This is a genomic window from Paenibacillus sp. FSL R5-0914 (assembly GCF_038004525.1).
Classification (GTDB): Bacteria; Bacillota; Bacilli; order Paenibacillales; family Paenibacillaceae; genus Paenibacillus_AQ.
On record NZ_JBBORH010000002.1, the window covers coordinates 276983 to 293703 of the forward strand.

The 16721-nt window shown below is 45.7% G+C and carries 13 protein-coding genes; 12 read left to right on the plus strand and 1 reads right to left on the minus strand.

The genetic code is table 11. From position 1 onward, the window contains the following. The first annotated feature begins 42 nt into the window (after window positions 1-42). The 8 genes from MKX60_RS17335 (at window position 43) to MKX60_RS17370 (ending at window position 7692) form a co-directional block, all read left to right on the plus strand. Window positions 43-474 carry a CBS domain-containing protein gene (locus MKX60_RS17335; protein ID WP_341060542.1) on the plus strand — a complete coding sequence of 144 codons (432 nt, stop codon included), beginning with the start codon at window positions 43-45 and terminating at the stop codon, window positions 472-474. A gap of 217 nt (window positions 475-691) precedes the next feature. Continuing rightward, window positions 692-2404 (plus strand): DNA repair helicase XPB, encoded by a 1713-nt coding sequence (locus MKX60_RS17340; RefSeq protein WP_341060543.1) that lies wholly within the window; start codon window positions 692-694, stop codon window positions 2402-2404. Then, window positions 2401-4332, plus strand: a complete 1932-nt coding sequence (locus tag MKX60_RS17345) for a helicase-associated domain-containing protein (RefSeq protein WP_341060544.1) — start codon at window positions 2401-2403, stop codon at window positions 4330-4332. The genes MKX60_RS17340 and MKX60_RS17345 overlap by 4 nt, the downstream gene beginning before the upstream one ends. Before the next feature lie 15 nt (window positions 4333-4347). Beyond that, on the plus strand, window positions 4348-4785 hold the full coding sequence (locus tag MKX60_RS17350; RefSeq protein WP_076282926.1) for a YlbF family regulator: 438 nt from the start codon (window positions 4348-4350) through the stop codon (window positions 4783-4785). A gap of 40 nt (window positions 4786-4825) precedes the next feature. Continuing rightward, window positions 4826-5089 carry a YlbG family protein gene (locus tag MKX60_RS17355; RefSeq protein WP_042126853.1) on the plus strand — a complete coding sequence of 88 codons (264 nt, stop codon included), beginning with the start codon at window positions 4826-4828 and terminating at the stop codon, window positions 5087-5089. A gap of 164 nt (window positions 5090-5253) precedes the next feature. Continuing rightward, the gene (locus MKX60_RS17360) at window positions 5254-5691 is read left to right on the plus strand and encodes a hypothetical protein (protein ID WP_076283371.1); all 438 of its coding nucleotides are present in this window, start codon (window positions 5254-5256) and stop codon (window positions 5689-5691) included. A gap of 133 nt (window positions 5692-5824) precedes the next feature. Beyond that, on the plus strand, window positions 5825-6724 hold the full coding sequence (locus MKX60_RS17365; protein ID WP_076282925.1) for a selenium metabolism-associated LysR family transcriptional regulator: 900 nt from the start codon (window positions 5825-5827) through the stop codon (window positions 6722-6724). Between the two features lie 53 nt (window positions 6725-6777). Further along, window positions 6778-7692 (plus strand): PHP domain-containing protein, encoded by a 915-nt coding sequence (locus MKX60_RS17370; RefSeq protein WP_076299458.1) that lies wholly within the window; start codon window positions 6778-6780, stop codon window positions 7690-7692. Between the two features lie 83 nt (window positions 7693-7775). On the opposite strand, the gene MKX60_RS17375 is transcribed toward MKX60_RS17370, so the two are convergent. After that, window positions 7776-9665, minus strand: coding sequence for an Rqc2 family fibronectin-binding protein (locus MKX60_RS17375; protein ID WP_341060545.1), 1890 nt, complete (start codon window positions 9663-9665; stop codon window positions 7776-7778). Between the two features lie 293 nt (window positions 9666-9958). Here MKX60_RS17375 and MKX60_RS17380 point away from each other — a divergent pair, with 293 nt between their 5' ends. From MKX60_RS17380 to MKX60_RS17395, 4 genes are all read left to right on the plus strand, one after another. Continuing rightward, the gene (locus MKX60_RS17380) at window positions 9959-12778 is read left to right on the plus strand and encodes a calcium-translocating P-type ATPase, SERCA-type (RefSeq protein WP_341060546.1); all 2820 of its coding nucleotides are present in this window, start codon (window positions 9959-9961) and stop codon (window positions 12776-12778) included. A gap of 91 nt (window positions 12779-12869) precedes the next feature. Beyond that, complete coding sequence (gene dapF / locus MKX60_RS17385) at window positions 12870-13706, plus strand: diaminopimelate epimerase (RefSeq protein ID WP_341060547.1); 837 nt, start codon at window positions 12870-12872, stop codon at window positions 13704-13706. A gap of 141 nt (window positions 13707-13847) precedes the next feature. Beyond that, entirely contained in the window at window positions 13848-15509 is a 1662-nt protein-coding gene (locus tag MKX60_RS17390; protein WP_341060548.1) for a spore germination protein, read from the plus strand. Further along, window positions 15499-16713 (plus strand): Ger(x)C family spore germination protein, encoded by a 1215-nt coding sequence (locus tag MKX60_RS17395; protein WP_076282920.1) that lies wholly within the window; start codon window positions 15499-15501, stop codon window positions 16711-16713. Before MKX60_RS17390 ends, MKX60_RS17395 begins: the two co-directional genes overlap by 11 nt. Window positions 16714-16721 lie beyond the last annotated feature (8 nt).

Consider the following 16721-nt stretch of genomic DNA (forward strand, 5'->3'; position numbering starts at 1 on the left):
CCTATTCCATAACATGGAGATTATGATTAGGAGGGTTCGTTCTTGAAGACAGTGAAAGAGGTTATGACGAAGGAGCCTGTAGCAGTCACACTACTGGATAATGTGTATGAAGTCGCTGTTAAAATGAGAGATCATGACACTGGATTTATACCAGTCATTGATAATGAAGATGATAAGACATTACTCGGTGTAATTACAGATCGTGATCTAGTGATTAGAGGTTACGCGGCTAAACACCCTGGATCAACAGCTGTGGAAAAGGTAATGAGTAGAGAAATTCAGACCGTCTCAGAGAATACATCTGTAGATGAGGCTGCAGAACTGATGTCGAGCTGGCAAATTCGCAGATTGGCTGTGACTAGTGGCCAGAAGCTGATTGGTGTAGTGTCCATCGGTGACTTGGCTGTGCGCAACATTTTTGCGGACGAGGCTGGCGAAGCACTTCATGATATTTCGCAGCAGCATTTACATTAAATAGTTTGATAGGGAAGCTCATGACCGTTATGCGGGGATGAGCTTTTTCCTGTTCAAATATAAGAAAATATAGATTTCAAACTATACATTATCCTTATATTTCTCGCATAAACGCTTAACGCCCTTTTGGGATGCCGAAGGCGTTTTTGCTTGTATGAATGTAAGCAGATTACATAGCGCAGGCTTGAATAAAATTAATGAATGGGGAGGGAACGTTATGAATGAAACAGGGGCTTGCATTGTGCGAAGGGATCGGACAATTCTACTGGAATGTGCACATCCTGGTTTTGAGAAGGCAAGGAAAGAACTGGGAACCTTTGCAGAGCTCGTAAAGAGTCCTCCGGCTTATCACACTTATAGAATCACTCCATTATCATTATGGAATGCAGCAGCGCTTAATTATACAGCTGAAACGATTATTTCAAGTCTTCATCAACTCGCGCGCTGGGGTGTTCCTGCCGGGCTGGAGGACGAGATCGCAACTCTTCTCTCTAGGTATGGGAAGCTCACCCTTCACGGTCAGGAGACTTCGAATGAGCTCGTTACGCTTAGGGCTGAGACAGCTGAGATTCTGAATGGACTAGTTGATGAATCAGGTCTAAAGGAGTTAGGTTTGCAGAGAATAAATCCACTAGAAAGCTCATGCCGTGCGGAGAACCGAGGGCTTTTAAAGCAAGAGCTGATGAGACTAGGCTACCCTGTACTGGATTATGCTGGTTATCATGTCGGACAAGCTCTAAGTTTGACCTGGAAGGAGTCTCGCAATCACGCAAAGGATAGAGCGAAAGGTGAAGCTTTTGGACTGCGTGAATATCAGCAGGAGGCTGTCCAGATGTTTCAAGGCATAGAAGGGCAGGGAGGCAGCGGGGTAGTTGTGTTGCCTTGTGGAGCGGGTAAGACGGTAGTGGGATTGGCCGTTCTTGAAAGTCTACAATGCGAAACACTGATCTTAACTTCAAATACAACTTCGGTAAGGCAATGGGTAGATGAGCTGCTTGAGCGAACCGATTTGGCTGATGAGTCTATTGGCGAATACTCCGGTGAAAAAAGAGAAGTGCGGCCTGTTACTATAGCTACCTATCAGATATTAACGCACCGTCAATCCAAAGGCGGTCCTTTTCTCCATATGAAGCTGTTCAATGAACGCAACTGGGGTTTGATTATTTATGATGAGGTTCATCTGCTTCCAGCTCCAGTATTCCGGGCTACAGCAGATATTCAGGCTACTAGAAGACTAGGTCTCACTGCAACTCTGGTTAGAGAAGATGGGAAGGAAGGGGACGTATTCTCTTTGATTGGGCCTAAACGTTACGACATGCCTTGGAAGGAGCTGGAGCAGCAGGGCTGGATTGCAGAGGTAGAATGTGTCGAGATGATCGTACCGATGAGCTCTGAGCTGAGACAGAAGTATTTGTATGCTGAAGCGAAAGAGAAATTTCGTATGGCCTCATGCAATCCTGCAAAAGCTGAGGTTATAGTCGAGCTTCTAAAAGCCCACCAGGGATCATCGGTTCTGGTTATTGGACAGTATCTCGACCAATTAATTGAACTGTCGGATAAGATCGGTGCACCTCTGATTACGGGTAAAACGAAGCAGCGAGAAAGAGATGAGTTGTATGCAGCTTTTAACGAGAGAATAATACAGGTGCTTGTTGTCTCTAAAGTAGCGAATTTTGCGGTGAATTTACCAGATGCGTCGATTGCTATTGAGGTTTCAGGAGCTTTTGGATCCAGGCAGGAGGAGGCCCAGCGCTTGGGTCGAATCTTGCGTCCGAAGGCGGGTGAGAACAAAGCGTACTTCTATTCGCTGGTATCTGAAGATAGCCGGGAGCAGGAATTTGCTATGCGCCGCCGGATGTTTTTAACAGAACAGGGGTATGAATATGTCGTTAAAATGGTGCCGAACGGAAAGGAGCGAACGATCCATTGAACCAGCTATCAGCGGAAGCCCTAGAGGTCTTAAAGCGATTATGTGCTGCTTACGCGGCCCAGCCCTTTGACGAGGGAAAAGAAGAGCGTTGGCGTCCTTCGACGCTCTGCCGGGCAGAGCAAAAGCTTGCAATGAATGAACTGCGGCGCGCTGGGTTGTTAACTGCGAGGCATAAAATATTGGGGGAGAAGCTGTATCAGATTCCTGTTGAACAATTATTAGTGCTAGAACAAGAATTCTTCCCATACCAGCCTAAGTTTATTGAGGGTTATTCAGTGAATCTATCCATGGAGGCGGGTGCTGGACTGGCAGTAGATCTGTTTCGGGCCTTGCTGTTCATGGCTCGTGAAGGCTTGCCTCTGACCGCTAAGGGAATTATTCATAAAAAGAATTTAAATCGTTTAGCGGCTCAGCTTTCTTTTCAGGAAAAGCATTTAGCGGGGCTCTCTATGGGCACTCCTTCGAATGAAATGGATGCTCTGTCAGCGGCTCTTGTAGTAGATATCATGTTGTGTCTTGGGCTTATTACCAGACTGAAAACAGGCTATAGACTGGACAAGGATATGCTGGGAAGTTGGTTGCAACTTCCTGAGACAAGAATGACTGACATCCTGTATGGGATTGTTATTCATCGTTTTGGAAACATTGGGCCTGCCGATCAGCATTTTCGCTATTTAATATCCAGCAATGCTTTTGTATCAGAGAAATGGACAGCGTTGCCTGAGCTTCTGGACTGGATGGCAGATATGAATTTAACCGGAACAGTTACCCGGAAAGAGCTGGAACAATCAAGCTTGAACTGGCTTCGTTGTCTAACAGGCTTTGGATGGTGTGAACTGGGGAGCACGTCTGAGGGTATCCAGTGTTTTCGCTGGACTGCTGCAAAACCGAAGCTGATGTACAGTAGTGAGTCCTTCCCTGATTCTGTGGCAGAGCATTCGAATGACCAGTTTATTGTGCAACCCGATTTTGAAGTCTTGATTCCACCGGATGTTCTCTATACTGTGCGCTGGGTTTTAGCTGAATGCGCTGAACTTCTGCAAACAGATACGATGTGGAGCTTCCGACTGACTCGTGAGATGCTCGTGCATGCATCAGAGCGAGGGATGCCTCCAGAAGAAGCGATAACTTGGATTAAAGATCATGCACTGGGTGGTCTGCCATCTGTGGTAGAGCTGTCTTTAGAGCAATGGGGAAAGAGCATTGGCCGAACATCACTCTCTGAAGTGATTCTGTTGACTTGTCAGACGGAGGAGGACGGAGCGGCTATTGCAGCCCATCCGCGACTGCAAGAGAGCCTTAAACGTATCGGACCGCTTCATTTCCTTGTATCTCCGGAGTCTGTGGAGCAGATGCGTAAGGAGCTGTTCTTAGCAGGATTGGCCCCTTCTAGGATGATTGGAGGACATGAGGAAGAGGTGGATGCTGAATGGACTTCTTTTCATCAAGAAGCCGAAACCGGGCAAGCGTTGTATTCACTTCCAGCACTAAATGCTGAACTAAGGCTACTCGACAGAGGGAATCCCTTTTTAAACCTACCAGTTATTTCTCCTGAGCAGGAGGAGGATATCTTATTAGGTGGAGAAAATGTACCACAGATCTGGAGCAAGGAATGGCGCCATTATCATAGCTCAACCGCTCAGAAAGTAATGGAACAAGGGTTGAAATGGGGAATTAAGGTGCGGTTTTCCTTAAAGGACCAAATGTTAGATTTCATCCCCTCCAGAATAAAAGGTAATCCTTGGAAAGTGGCAGGACATCTGCTGTATAACGATGGTGAAACGGTTGAGGAAATAGAGCTGACCCCTGAAGACTGGAAGGAAATGAAGTTAGTAATTCCCAAAAGGCGAAGAAATTCCTCTTCTGCTGAAGCGAGTGATTATGGTATGATAGAAAAGTCTACTGAATTCGGTAGAACATTAACGTAGAAAAGAGCTGAGTTCATGAGCGTAGCGGAATTAAATACGGTCGATATGGCTGAAGTGCTGACATACGCCTATGAATTAGGCGATATGATTAATCAATCCGCCGAAGTGTCGGATTACTTATACTGGAAAGGACGGGTTGATTCGAACCCAGAAATTCAGGCCATGGTCAAACAGCTTCAAGCCAAGAAGGAGTTGTTTGAAGAAACACAGCGATTCGGACATTTTCATCCGAACTATCATTCAGCGAAGGATGAGGTTTCGGCAGTAGAAGCGGAATTGGAGAAGTTTGAAGAGGTCGCTCGTTTTAAGCAGGCGGAGAAGACTCTTGATGACATTCTGCATTCCATGTCGGAAGCGATTGCTTTTTCAGTATCGGATAGCATTAAAGTACCAAGCAATGATCCTTCCCCTAAAGGTGGATGCGGTAGCGGGGGAAAATGCTCCTGCGGATAAGCTTCCCTTAGGATTTAGAGAGAGAAAGGCGGTTTAGCTTATGTTTGCGGAACGGACAGGATACATCATTTGGGTAAGTGACGTTAAAGCGGCACGTAACCTTGAGAAATACGGAACATTACATTATGTTTCTCGGAAAATGCATTATGCAGTGATGTATGTAAATGCAGAACGTGCCGAGGAAGTTATGAAGAATGTCCGCAGACTCTCCTACGTTCGTAAGATCGAAAGATCCTATCGAAACGAAATTAAGACAGAGTATACCAGTAATGGGCCGGACAAGTCCCGTAATTACGGTATGTAATTCTTGGAGGTGAACAGGTGCTTAAGTAGCACCTGTTTTTTTATGCGCAGCTCTCGGGTAACCGCGGTTTCTTCCGTGCTCTGGAACTTGTACAACTTTCAGCAATGAGGTAAGATGACAACATTAAGTACATACAAAGACCCTTATGGTGGAGTGTGATGATGATGCGCAACAAAGGGACGGATTGGCCCAGTTCTTACGAGCCCTTCCACATCATGCTGAACGACTACAGGGTCGCTGACATCGTTATAACAAATCATGCGAAGAGTCGTTATTTGGACCGGATCGGTAAAGGTGTAAGCGATGACGAAGAGGTCGCCGCATGGATGTGGCAGTGCCTGATGCAGAATCGGCTCAAGCCCTTTTCAGACAGTGATTTTAACGCGTATTTAATTGACGATGACTCTGTAGTAATCGCTGAGTTCACGGAATTGATAGGTGAAAAAGATATTTCAGGTCAGCCATTATATTCTATGATCATCGTTTCGTTTCTTGGTAGAATCTCTGCGACTCCACAGTTGAGAGATTTAAAAACTTACTTTTCGCTGCTGCGCAATTCCCGCCGCACTAAGCTAACGAAGAAGAAGCGTAAACGTAAATAGTGTATAAAGAACGAACAGGAGGCATGCGGCGGTGGCTGCATGTCCTTTTTGAAAATAAGAATATATAAGCTTCATATCGTACATAATCCCTTACTTAAGTTTCTTTTATAGACAGCACAAGGAGTTGCAGAGCATGAACTTTCATCAATTACATATTTTTTATACTGTCTTAGAGCGAGGAAGCTTCTCGGCAGCGGCACAGACATTACATATGACTCAACCAGCAGTGACCATGCAAGTACAGGCGCTAGAGGATTATTTTGGAACCAAGCTCTTCAATCGTTCTACCAAAAAAATCATGCTCTCCGAAGCAGGTCATACGTTAATGCCATACGCGCTGCGCAGTATCCAATTGATGCGGGAGACGGATCAAGCGATGTCGGCGTTTACGCATATGTTGGAAGGGCGCTTGCAGCTTGGGGCAAGCCTTACCATTGGGGAGTATGTGCTGCCACGGCTCTTAGGTCCTTTTGGAAAGCAATATCCGAACATTTCAATCATGATGAAGGTCATGAATACCTCGCAAATTATGGAGGAAATCCTAAAACATCAGTTGAATTTTGGTTTAATTGAAGCGTCGGTAACACATCCTGATATGGTGATTGAGCCGGTGATGGGGGATGAATTGAAGTTGATTGTGCCCTATGATCATCCGCTTGCAGAGCAGCAAGAGGTCACTTTGGAGGAGGTGCTTCAGCACCCTTTTGTTCTGCGTGAGCAGGGCTCAGGAACGCGGCGTGTGATGGAAGAGCAGCTGTTCTCGAAGGGGCTTGATCCGGGATCGATGAAAATAGTGATGGAGCTTGGTAGTACGGGTGCTGTGAAGTCGGCAGTGGAGGCGGGTCTTGGGGTTACTATTATCTCGACTTCTTCTGTTAAACATGAGGTTGCGCTTGGACTACTGAAAATCGTGAATATCTCGGATGCCTCATTTAAAAGACAATTCTACGCCATTCATCTAAAATCGACACTGCTGCCAATTTCTGCAGTGACGTTCTTGACTTTTTTGCGCGAGCATTCGAATGATAACTAAAGCAATATGACCAGAGGCAGGAAACTTAGAAACTAGCGATAGAGGTGATAGAAATGGAGAATGAAACTAGACTGGATGAACTGAAGGGCGACAGACCGGAGAATATTGACGCCTCACGATGCGATCTTCACACGCATACTCAAGCCTCTGATGGCATGCAGCCACCGGAGGAAAATGTACGTCTCGCTAAAGAGAAGGGACTAATCGCAGTTGCCATTACGGATCATGATACTGTGGCTGGTGTGAAGGAAGCTCTCGAAGCAGGAGAGAAGTACGGAATCACTGTTGTACCGGGTGTAGAGATCAGCACTCGTGCTGGAGGAAAAGATATTCACGTCCTTGGATACTACATAGATCCAGCAAATGAGTTGTTTCTTTCCCGTTTGGAAGGGCTAAGAGAAACCCGGGCACTAAGGAATGATGCGATCCTCTCAAAATTACGTGGGCTTGGGATTGAAATTACGCTTGAGGCAGTTGTCGCGGGAATTGGACGGGAACTGAAGCCTGATGAGAGTATTGGTCGACCACATATTGCTGATGAGCTGGTTCGTCTTGGAGCAGCTACGGATATGAGAGATGCGTTCAATAAGTATTTAGCCGAAGGTGCAGCGGCTTACGTGTCACCCCCACGAATCACGCCCGAGGAAGCCTGTGATTGGATTATCGAGGCGGGTGGGTCTCCAGTATTGGCGCATCCAGGCCTATATGGTGACGACCAGTTAGTACGAGGGATTATGGAGCGGGGGGCTTTTAAAGGGATTGAGGTTTATCATTCGGATCACGAACCCGCTGATTCAGAGCGTTACCTAACCATGGCTGAAGAATACAGCTTAATTATAACCGGTGGCTCGGATTTTCATGGTGCTCGTCAAGGTGTTGTATTTCATGGAGATATCGGTAGTGTTACGGTTTCTGTTGAAGCTCTGGAACAGTTGAAGAAGGTTGCTGGCATGTTACGTCAAAACTAAGTTCAATCAGTTGAACATAATATACTGAAAAACGAAAACCGGCTGTCATCCACAAATGGACGACAGCCGGTTCTTTTTGTTATTTAGCTTCTCAGCGTATTTGGAAGACTCTTAATGCGATTTTCATCTGGAGTGACAAACAATGTTTTCTGATGATCATAGATCACAAATCCGGGTTTCGAGCCACTCGGTTTGCGGACATGGCGGATCAGTGTGCAGTCTACAGGCACACTGCTTGACTGCTTCGCCTGACTGAAATAAGCGGCAAGCTGGGCGGCTTCTTCCAGTGTGGCATCTCCAAATTCCTCACTACGGATGACAACGTGAGAACCAGGAATATCCTTGGTATGCAGCCAAGTGTCATTAGGTGAAGCCAGTCGATTAGTGACGTATTCGTTCTGTAAATTATTTTTTCCGACATAAATGTCGATGCCTTCAGACGAGGTGAAGACCTGCAATGTAGGTCTGGTTGCTTTTTTCTTTTTCTTGCCTTTTTTGCTTCGGTCGCGAAGATATCCTTGACTTACAAGCTCGTCGCGGATCTCTTCAATGTCATTCAATGAGGCATGGGCAAGCTGTTGAAGTAAACTTTCCATGTAGGATATTTCCTCATGGGTCTTAATCAGCTGCTCATTAATGACAAGGAGGCTGTTTTTATATTTGTTGTACTTTTTAAAATAACGTTGTGCATTATCCGATGGGCTTAATAAAGGGTCGAGTGGGATGACCATTTCTGCCTGATTTTCGTCATAATAATTGACCAAAGAGGCTTCTTTATCTCCTTTGGACACGGCATGTAAGGACGCGAATAGCAATTCACCCCAAATACGATAGCGATCTGCGTCTTGCGCTTCGTCTAGATCCTTCTGTAGATTGGCAAGCTTCTTAACGTTTTTGCTACGTTCGTTGCTCAGGAAACGGATCAAATCACTTACCCGTTGCTTCACCGTATCACGTTCAGCTTTATCCCCGTAATAATCCTCCATGCACTCACTAATCGTGTTATATTGCTTCGCATTCTCACCCAATAGAGATAACGGAATCGCGGAAAAAATCATTTTCCCTTTCGTATTCGCACCTGAAACAGGAGAGAATTCGCAATTATGGACAGGTCCCATTACAGACTGGAAGGCGTCCCATAACTTTGTTGGAAATTCTGGTGCAGATCCCTGTGTATCACCTATCGCAAGGTCATTTCTGAGACGAAGAGCAATCTCTCCGGCAACAAGTGGACTCATTCCGCTGAAGGCATGCACCATCCAGCCTACCGGGTCAGCTGATGGGGAAGGACCGCCTGAGCCGTCAGGTTTCTGTTCAACCTCTTCTTTTGTAATCAGGTTGGCGAGCTCACCTTCAATGATTTCTTCCGGTTCGGCCTCCTTCTCATCTTCTTCCAGTAGAGCGGATTCTTCAGCAGCTGAGATCAAATTGAGAAATCGTTCTTTATCGATCTCCAGAGGGTTCAGCTTGTGTTGCTGAGGAGGCTCTGTGTAAGCGACACCGGGCATTACGATCCGGTAGCTGCTGATTGATGGAGTAACATGATGAATGCCGTCTATGATCGTTCCTGTGCTGAGCTCAGTAAGGATGATATTACTATGCCGTCCCATGAGCTCTATGATGATCTTTTTGGCAGAAACGTCTCCAAGCTCATCTCTAGTCTTAACATTTATGTGAATAATTCGTTCCATGCCTACCTGAGTGATACTCTCAATAGCCCCACCTTCACAATGCTTACGCATGAGCATGCAGAACATAGGTGCTTCTGATGGGTTTATGCTGCTTCTTTCTGTAAGATGCAGACGCGGATATGTCGGATTAGCAGAGAGCAATAGCTTGCCGCCGCCACCGGCACCCCGCAGGTTGAAGATAAGATCGTGATTGCTCGGTTGATATATTTTGCCTATACGCGCACCGATGAATGATTGCAGTTCGTGCACGATAGCTCGGGTAACAATGCCGTCTAATGCCATGATAAAGCTCTCCTGTCGACGTGAATTGAATTTCTGAAAATATAAGAAAGTATAAGTTTCACATCATACTTTATATCTTATATTTCTTGTTTAAACGCTTACCGCCCTTATAAGAACACCGAAGACGTTTAAGCTTACCTCTCTATGATGCCATACTTTGGGACATTCGCGCAAAAGGGGAATTGGTTAGGCGGTGATATTATTGGACGACCTTGAATACACTTGGTCATGAACAGGTGGAAAAGCTGTGCGCCGCCGGAAGTCAAGAAACGACCGGGAGGGAAAGAAAAGTCATGGAACAAAACAGTTGGCACCGGCTCGGTGCAGAAGAGCTGCAGAAAATGTTCAATGTCCATCCGAGGACGGGCCTCAGTGGAGAGGATGCCGCGGAGCGACGGAAGCAAAATGGGTATAACGAGCTGTCCGAAGGAAAGACCGTATCCCCGTTTACCCTGCTGTTGAACCAGTTTAAGGATTTCATGGTGCTTGTGCTTATGGGTGCGACGCTCGTATCCGGTTTGCTTGGCGAATATTTGGATGCCATCACGATCATCGCGATTATCCTTTTAAACGGAGCCCTTGGGTTTGTTCAAGAGTTCCGCGCCGAACGTTCGCTAAGAGCTTTAAAACAGCTCTCCGCACCTTCTGCCAAAGTACTGCGTGGGGGGAACAGCGAGGTTATTCCAGCAAAGATGTTAGTACCAGGTGATATTGTCTTGCTGGACAGTGGTGATCGAATACCCGCGGATATTCGATGGCTGGATTGCAGTTCTCTATATGTGGAGGAATCCGCGCTAACTGGGGAATCACTGCCTGTCTCGAAGCATTCGGATGTGATCCGCGCGGAGGAGATTCCGCTCGGCGATCAGAAGAATCTTGGGTTCATGGGCACAATGGTAACCAGGGGTACTGGTAAAGCTATCGTAATTCGTACGGGTATGGACACAGAGATGGGTAAGATTGCAGACCTGATCCAGAATACAGAATCTCAGGAAACCCCCCTTCAGCATCGTCTCGAGCAGTTAGGGAAAATTTTAATCTATGTATCACTAGGTTTAACTATTGTAGTTGTAGCAGCCGGTATTTTACATGGACAGCCTGCCACAGCAATGTTCTTGGCCGGAGTAAGCTTGGCGGTCGCTGCGATTCCGGAAGGGCTTCCGGCCATTGTAACCATCGCACTTGCGCTGGGCGTGCAAAGGATGATCAAACGAAAGGCCATCGTTCGTAAGTTACCTTCAGTGGAAACCTTGGGCTGCGCATCCGTCATCTGTTCGGACAAGACGGGTACATTGACTCAGAATAAAATGACGGTGACCCGATTATGGACGGGCGGACGTGGCCTTGAAGTAACAGGTGAAGGTTATGCTCCGAACGGACAGGTTCTGGAGAAAGGTAAACCGGTAGATCTCAAAAATGATCAGAGTTTAAGACGGATGCTACAGGTGGGTGCTTTGTGCAGTAATGCGGAGATTATTGAGACCTTTCCGACCGAAGTGCGAGGTAAGCGTAAAGGGAAGGATAAGGGCATTGTAGTTGATAAATCTTCTGACAGCTCATCGATCTGGGAACTCAAAGGAGATCCAACGGAAGGAGCTCTAGTAGCGCTTTCAGGGAAGATGGGTTTGACCGCCCAAACGCTAGCCGTAACCTACTCCCGTGAGAAGGAATTTCCTTTTGATTCCGAGCGGAAGTTAATGTCAGTTATTATTGGTCATCCCGGAGGACGGATGGTATGTACGAAAGGCGCGCCTGATGTGCTGCTTAATCGCTGTTCGTATATGCTCTGGGAGGGCGGTGTCGTGCCTTTAACGCCAACATTGCGGCAGAAAGTACTTGATGCCAATGAGCAAATGGCTTCAGGTGCACTTCGTGTCCTAGGTATGGCTTATCGTGATATGCGTCCAAGTGAACATGTGGATAGTGAAAAGGATGCGGAGTGCCAACTTGTCTTTATCGGATTGGCTGGAATGATTGATCCACCGCGGCGTGAAGTTCGCGATGCCATTAGCGTCACACGCCGAGCAGGAATTAAGACTGTGATGATTACTGGGGACCACGGAACGACTGCAGAGGCCATTGCTCACCAATTAGGAATTCTGCAACGTGGGGGCACAGTATTAACAGGGGCTCAACTGACTCGGATGGATGATGATGAGCTGGATAAAGTATCGGATAATGTGTACGTATTCGCCCGCGTTTCTCCAGAGCATAAGCTTCGTATCGTGAAGTCTTTGCAGCGCCGTGGTCATGTTGTGGCTATGACCGGAGACGGAGTCAATGATGCTCCAGCCATTAAAGCGGCAGATATAGGAATATCTATGGGGATCACCGGAACAGATGTGACCAAGGAAGCATCTTCATTAGTGCTAGGGGATGACAACTTCTCAACCATTGTTGCTGCCATTGAAGAGGGTAGAAACATCTATGAGAACATTCGTAAATTCATTCGATACCTGCTCGCATCAAATGTAGGGGAAATCTTGACCATGTTCTTTGCCATGATGCTCGGTCTGCCTCTGCCATTAGTGCCTATTCAAATTTTATGGGTCAACTTGGTGACAGACGGACTGCCAGCGATGGCGCTTGGTGTTGACCAGCCTGAGAAGGACTTAATGGAGCATAAGCCGCGTGGTGCAAAGGAAAATATTTTTGCCCGTCGTTTAGGGTGGAAGATCATAAGCCGTGGATTTTTAATCGGTTTATGTACGTTAGGAGCATTTTGGCTAACCTTACGTGTAGCACCAGAGAATCCAGCGCAGCTGATTCGAGCACAATCTGTAGCTTTTGCAACACTCGTTATGGCTCAGTTGATTCATGTCTTCGATTGCCGCAGTTCTCGTTCGGTGTTCCATCGAAATCCGTTCCAGAATAAGTACCTAGTTCTTGCTGTATTGTCATCCGTGATTTTGATGCTGGCTGTTATGTATATTCCATTTCTCCAGCCCGTCTTCAAAACAGTGCCGCTTAATTTCCGTGAATGGTGTCTAGTATTCGTAACAGCGGGAATTCCGACCTTCTTGATGGGGGCTGGCAGTGTTTGGGGCGGTAAACGAAATCGAGGTCGTAGCGGCAGTAATTCGATGATAAAAAGTACAAAAATTTCGGCATAAAGTTAATAGTAACGCTCCATTCCTAAAGGTATACTTGTTGCAGTTAATAGCTCGTATCTAACTTAACATAACCTTTAGGAGTGGACTTTCAATGGAATTTACAAAAATGCACGGCCTAGGCAATGACTTCATCGTAGTTTTCGGCGAGCAAGAGCTACCAAGTAATGCAGCGGATCTTGCTGTAACGCTATGCAATCGGTACTTCGGAATTGGTGCTGACGGACTAGTATTTATCCTACCGTCTGAACGTGGCGATTTTATGATGCGCATTATGAATTCTGATGGCTCGGAAGCGGAGCAGTGTGGAAATGCCATTCGCTGTGTATCTAAATATGTCTACGATCATGGCCTGGTAAACTCCGAGCAGATTGTTATTGAAACGATTGTTGCCGGAGAACAAAAGGTTACCTTGAATGTAAAAGACGGTGTAGTGGAAACTGTAACGGTTGATATGGGTGAACCTGTGTTGTCCGGCCTTCAAATTCCGGTAGCTATTGATACAGAACCCGTGCTCTCAGAGCCGATTGAATCGGACGGAACCGAATTTAAGTTTACTGCAGTATCTATGGGTAATCCTCATTGCGTTATTTATGTAGAAGATGCCGTATCTTTCGATCTTGCGACATGGGGACCTAAGCTAGAGGTACATCCATTGTTCCCGAGAAAGGTAAACGTCGAGTTCGCGACGGTTCTGGATCGAGGCAGAGTAGATATGCGGGTATGGGAACGCGGAGCTGGACCAACACTTGCTTGTGGGACTGGAGCTTGCGCAACTTTAGTATCTTCTGTGCTAAATGGTCTGACGGACCGAGCAGCTTGGATTAGTCTAAAGGGTGGCGATCTGTTCATTGAATGGAATGAAGAGGATAACCATGTGTATATGACAGGTCCTGCTGAGGTTGCATTCACAGGTAGTGTAGCCATTTAGAAAAATACTTAAGAAGGCAGCCCAAGAGAATCTCTTGGGCTGCCTTTTTGTGTTTCCACATCCTTGCGACTTTATGTAGCCGAATAATGGAAGGGATAACCGAGAATAATACCCCTAAGATTGAAAAAAGGGGGGACCTTGTTGAACATAAACGGGATAAATAGAAGAAACAAATCCGCTAAGGAACAACAAGGAGCCTCAGTTCATGAAGATACTCGAATTCCGAGGCTTACCGATGATTTGGACCAAACGCTCGACCAAATAGATAATGAGTTGGGTCATAGTCCTGATCTCAAAATTCGTCAGGTAAAGATCGGAGGTGAGAGCCCCGTTCAAGCAGCAGCGATTCATCTTAACGGTCTAGTCAACAAGGAAACGGTCGATGAATTCGTAATCGGTTCGTTACTCGGAATTACAGACGAAATGCTCAAAGAGAACATCTCTGCAACAAATGATCTTAAGGAATTCGTATTGAACCGTGCTTTGGAAATAGGTCAAGCACAGCTGCAAGAGGAGTGGAATGAGGTTCTACTGGCGATCCTTTCTGGCAAAACGGTCATTCTGATTGAAGGTTATGACAGTGCAATTGTGTGTGAGACCGAAGGAGGAGAAGCTCGCTCCGTCAGCGAACCATCCACCCAGCTAGTCGTGCGAGGCCCAAAGGATAGTTTTGTTGAATCTGTAGCTACGAACATTTCCTTGATTCGGAGAAGAATTAAATCTTCTAAGCTAAGACTAGAACATTTTAAGATCGGAAAGGTAACTCACACAGATGTGGCCCTCATGTACATTAAAGACAATGCAGACGAGAAGTTGGTAGAAGAGGTGAGAAATCGGCTACAACAGATTAATGTCGATGCCATCATGGAATCCGGTTATATTGAAGAACTAATTCAGGATAAAACCTTCACACCTTTTCCAACCATTAATAATAGTGAACGGCCTGACGTTGCAGCGACGAACCTATTAGAGGGTAGGGTTGTGATCATTATAGATGGCACCCCGTTTGTATTGATTTTGCCTGCGGTATTTACACTGTTTTTTCAGTCTGCCTCGGATTATGCTCAAAGGTTCGATATTACAATTCTCATGCGTCTTGTTCGATATATCAGTTTTATTGTACTAATTCTTGGACCTTCCGTTTATATAGCGTTAACCACTTACCATTATGAGATGATTCCTACAACCCTGTTAATCAATCTATTATCACAACGTGAAAATGTACCTTTTCCTGCTTTTGTGGAGGCAATCCTGATGGAAGGAGCGTTCGAGATCATTAGAGAAGCTGGAGTAAGAATGCCGCGTGCAGTTGGACAGACAGTATCCGTTGTTGGTGCTCTTATTTTGGGACAGGCAGTAGTAGAAGCAGGAATCATCACACCGGTTATGGTTATTGTAGTAGCGCTGACAGGGATTGCGAGCTTTGCTATACCTGCTTATAACATGGCGATAGCAGGTAGAATTATCCGTTTCGGATTTTTAATGCTGGCCGGTATGTTTGGTTTTTATGGGATTACTTTAGGCTTAATTGTTTTGCTTGCACATATGAATAGTCTGCGTTCATTCGGTGTCCCTTATCTATCCCCTATAGTGCCTATATCCTCACATGGTCAAAAAGATGCGTTCTTAAGACTGCCCTTATGGGCTTTGAGAACGGAGCGAGTTTCTACAACAAAGAGGCAAGAAGGCATTTCGGAAGGAAAGAAGATCTCAACAGGACATGAACAGAATGTTTCTCCTAAAATCCTTGAAAAATCTACTGGGGCAGAGCATCCAAAAAAAGGAGCGCAGGATGAAGAGTAATCGCACTATTTTTATTGGGGTTGTCCTGCTATGTTTATTGATATTTCTCAGTCTTACAGGCTGCTGGGACAGTGTGGAGTTAAATAGAAGGGCAATCGTTTCTGGAGTGGCTATTGATAGAGGTCCTACAGATGAGGAAAAATATGTATTATCTTTTCAGATTATAATTGCTGACGAAATCTCTGGCGAGAACGCCAGAGGTACTTCGCCAGTCGTAGTATATAAAGGCAGTGGACGTACAATGTTTGAAGCGTTGGCTAATGCCTCGCGTCAGACTGCGCGTTTCTTGTCCTTAGGACATATCCGAGTGATCGTTATTTCGGAGAAGTTTGCTCGCGAAGGTATCAAAGATATGATGGATGTCCTAGAAAGAGAGAGTGAAACTAGGCTAAGCAGTTTTATTTTTATATCAAAGGGACAGCCGGCGGTAGATAGTATGACGACCATGACTACGTTTGGCAAGATTCCTGCCAATGATCTAGTGGAGAAGCTGCAGACGACCTCTAAACAGTATGGATATAATTACCGGATGGAAGTAGACGATATAATTCGTGGTATTCAAATTCCAGGTGGTGGGCCTATCGTCAATGGGGTAATGGTAACAGGCGAATTGGACAAAAAAGATAATAACGACAGTTTGAAAAATATAGATCCTGAGGCCATTCTTAGAGTTACAGACTTCGCTGCATTTAAAGAGGACAAGCTGAAAGGCTGGCTACGAGGTGATGAAGCTATAGGCACTGCCCTGCTAAAGAATAAAATTACACAAATTCCAGTAGTGGTTTCGATTGGTGAGGATGAATATGTAGCGTTCATCGTGTATTTATCTCAGGTACATATTCATGCTGATGCGAAGGACGCGGAGCATCCGGTAATCACAATAAATATCACTGAGCAGGCAGGTTTAAAAGAATCGCCTAATGCTTTGGATTTGACAGATCCCAAGGTCTTAAATAATCTTTCGGAACTTCTAGAACAGAGTATCAATGATAAGTTACATGCAGCTGTCTCAGCAGCTCGTTCGTTAAAAAGCGATTATCTTGGATTTGGTGAAGTTGTAGAACGAGAGAATCCGCGGGGGTGGAAGCAAGTAAAAGATCATTGGGATAGCATATTTGCAACCTGTGAGATCAAGTTTAATGTGGATATAGTTATTCGGCATACCGACATGCGGAGTGATTCCTTTCAGTCCAAAAAGAAATGATAATTTAG